The sequence below is a fragment of the Salinimicrobium profundisediminis genome (genome assembly GCF_026241755.1).
In the GTDB taxonomy this organism is placed as follows: Bacteria; Bacteroidota; Bacteroidia; order Flavobacteriales; family Flavobacteriaceae; genus Salinimicrobium; species Salinimicrobium profundisediminis.
On sequence record NZ_JAPJDA010000006.1, the window covers coordinates 158,501 to 161,509 of the forward strand.

3 protein-coding genes are annotated in these 3,009 nt (G+C 44.4%); all 3 read left to right on the top strand.

The window, feature by feature from the left end; genetic code table 11:
* The first annotated feature begins 329 nt into the window (after positions 1 to 329).
* The 3 genes from OQ279_RS05305 to OQ279_RS05315 all read left to right on the top strand — a co-directional run bounded on the left by OQ279_RS05305 (position 330) and on the right by OQ279_RS05315 (position 2,802).
* Positions 330 to 908, top strand: coding sequence for a TetR/AcrR family transcriptional regulator (locus tag OQ279_RS05305; protein WP_266068799.1), 579 nt, complete (start codon positions 330 to 332; stop codon positions 906 to 908).
* An 84-nt stretch (positions 909 to 992) separates the two neighbouring features.
* Entirely contained in the window at positions 993 to 1,625 is a 633-nt protein-coding gene (locus OQ279_RS05310; RefSeq protein WP_266068800.1) for an NAD(P)H-dependent oxidoreductase, read from the top strand.
* 16 nt (positions 1,626 to 1,641) lie between these two features.
* Entirely contained in the window at positions 1,642 to 2,802 is a 1,161-nt protein-coding gene (locus OQ279_RS05315; RefSeq protein ID WP_266068801.1) for an iron-containing alcohol dehydrogenase, read from the top strand.
* Positions 2,803 to 3,009: the final 207 nt, after the last annotated feature.

A 3,009-nucleotide genomic window follows, 5' to 3' on the forward strand; every position in this document is an offset into this window, starting at 1 on the left:
AAGTTTGTTGAAAAGCTTAAGAGGAGTAATACATAAAAAATATTTGTGTATTCGTGGCCTTTGCTTTATTAGTTTAATATTCAAGATAAAGGTTCCAAAAATGGCATATTTGACACCTCATATTTCCGGGGTAGTGGAGATACTTCAGCATTTGGTAAAGTCGAAATCTGCTTCCGCCAAGACTAAAATTTACTCTTCAGAGCTTTCAGAAGGGATTTAAATCTCCGTTTTTCTTCAATTCTTCCGCAGTAATAAAGCAGAGATTCAGATTAAATCATTAAAAAATGAACGTTCATTCTTTTTTTGTATATTTGCACTTCAATTAAGTGATGAAAGCAGTTTCTAAAAGTCAGATAAAGCGCGATGCTTTGCTAAAAGCAACTATATGCCTGGTAAACAATAACGGTTTCCACGCAACTCCCATGTCTAAAATTGCCAAAATGGCCAATGTTTCCCCGGCCACCATTTACCTGTATTTTAAGAACAAGCAGGATTTGGCGAATCAGGCATATATAGAGGTGAAAAGTTCTTTCAGCAATTGCGCTTTTAAAGATTTTGAGCCCAATATGGGGGTAGAAGAGGGGTTTAAAAAGATATGGATGAACATTGCCACCTTTAAACTAAAAGAGGTTGATCATGCCATGTTCCTTTCCCAATGCGATAACACGCCTATGATAGATGAAGAGAGCAGGCAGGAAGGCCTTAAGCATCTGCAACCGCTTATTGCGCTGTGGGAGCGCGGAAAAGAGGAAGGCCTTGTGAAACCTTTTTCGCCTTTTATTTTATATGCTTTTACCGTTTATCCCATCAGCTTTCTGCTCAACACCGAGATGAAAGGCTGGTGCAAAGTAGATAAGCCGGCGCTTGAAAGGGCTTATTCCGCAGCCTGGGACGCTATTAAACTTTAACTTTTCAGAAGCAAGAAGCAAGAAGCAGGGAAAATTTTTTCCGCCAAAAAAAGAATGAACATTCATTAATATATAATTAAAACTATGGAATTATTAGATAAACTCAACTGGCGCTATGCCACCAAAGCAATGAACGGCGAGAAAGTCCCACAGGAAAAGATCGATGCTATTTTAGAAGCGGCTTCGCTGGCCCCAACTTCCAGCGGATTGCAGCCTTTCGAGATCCTGGTGGTGACTAACCCCGAGCTTAAGAAAAAGATAAGGACCATCGCCTGGGACCAGTCAGTAGTGACAGATTGTTCACATCTGCTCGTTTTTGCGGCCTGGGATACTTATACCGAAGATCGTATCAACAAGGTTTTTGACCATACCAACGAGGTACGCGGCTTTAAAAATGAAGGATTTGAGAATTACCGTCAGAAGTTGCTGGGTCATTATCCGCAACGGGAAGCTGCCGAAAACTTTAATCACGCTGCCCGTCAGGCCTACATCGCCTTTTCACAGGCTATTACTGCAGCTGCTTTTGAAGGGGTAGACAGCACGCCAATGGAAGGTTTTGACGAGGCCGCTCTTGATGAGATCCTCAACCTTGGCGAAAAAGGGCTTAAGAGCTGTGTGATCCTGCCGCTTGGCTATCGCGACACCGATAATGACTGGCTTGCCGGTTTGGCCAAGGTGCGCAAACCCAAAGAAGATTTGATCACAGTACTTGACTAATCCTGAAAAACTATTTATGAGAAATTTTGATTTTAAGAACCCTACGAAAATTATCTTCGGAAAAGGGCAGATAGCAAAACTGAAAGAAGAACTTCCCGAAAATGCCAAAATCCTCATGCTTTATGGCGGCGGAAGTATTAAGCGCAACGGAATTTACGAGCAGGTGAAGGAAGCTACTTCCGGCTTTGAAGTAGTCGAGTTTAGTGGTATTCCCGCAAACCCCGAATACGAGGTTTTGATGAAGGCCCTGAAGGTGATTAAAGAAGAAAATATCACGTTCCTGCTGGCTGTGGGCGGAGGATCGGTCATTGACGGAACCAAATTTTTGGCATCTGCAGCTTTGTATGAAGGAGAAGAACCATGGGAAATCCTAACGCAGAAGGTGCCAACTACTAAAGCAATGCCTTTTGGTACGGTGCTTACGTTGCCTGCCACGGGTTCAGAAATGAATTCGGGTGCCGTAATTACCCGCGAGGAAACCAAAGAGAAGCTGGGCATGGGCGGCCCGGGCTTGTTTCCGGTGTTCTCTATTCTCGATCCGGAAGTAATAAAGTCCATCCCATCGCGACAACTCGTCAACGGCATCACCGATGCTTTTACCCACGTGCTGGAACAATATATGACCTATCCCAGCGGTGCGTATTTGCAGGACAGGTTTGCTGAAAGCATTATGCAGACGCTTATAGAGGTTGGGCCAAAAGTTTTAAATGACCCTTCAGATTATACTGCGGCGTCAAATTTCATGTGGAGCTGTACCATGGCCCTCAACGGACTCATTCAAAAAGGAGTGCCTACAGACTGGGCGGTGCATGCGATGGGCCACGAGCTCACCGCTCTTTATGGAATTGATCATGCCCGCACCCTTGCGGTGATTGCACCGAGTCATTACAGGTTCAATTTTGAGGCTAAGAAAGAAAAACTGGCGCAGTATGCTGAAAGGATCTGGAACATCACCGAAGGTTCTGTAGATCACAAAGCCTCGGCCGCTATAGACAGGACCGAAGAATTCTTTAACCAGATGGGCATCGACACCAAATTGTCAGCCTATACCGAAGATTACCACGGTACCGCCGAAGAGATCAACAAACGATTCACCGACAGAGGCTGGACAGGCCTGGGAGAACACCAATCCCTCACCCCCGCCAATGTAGAAGAGATCGTAAAAATGGCCTATTAGGAGTCTTTACAGGAAGCCTGTTTCCAAAAGAAATGGCACCCATCCCGAGGGTTCGGTATAGATCCCTTCGGAAGGTAAGCTTCTAACGTACCTCCCAACAGCTATCTTAAAGGTTGTGATACCTCTTTACATAAAAGAGGCTGTCTGAAAAGTAATTTTTAGGCGGCTTTTTTGTTGGTAGATATTTAAAGGAGTGGTTTTTTCACC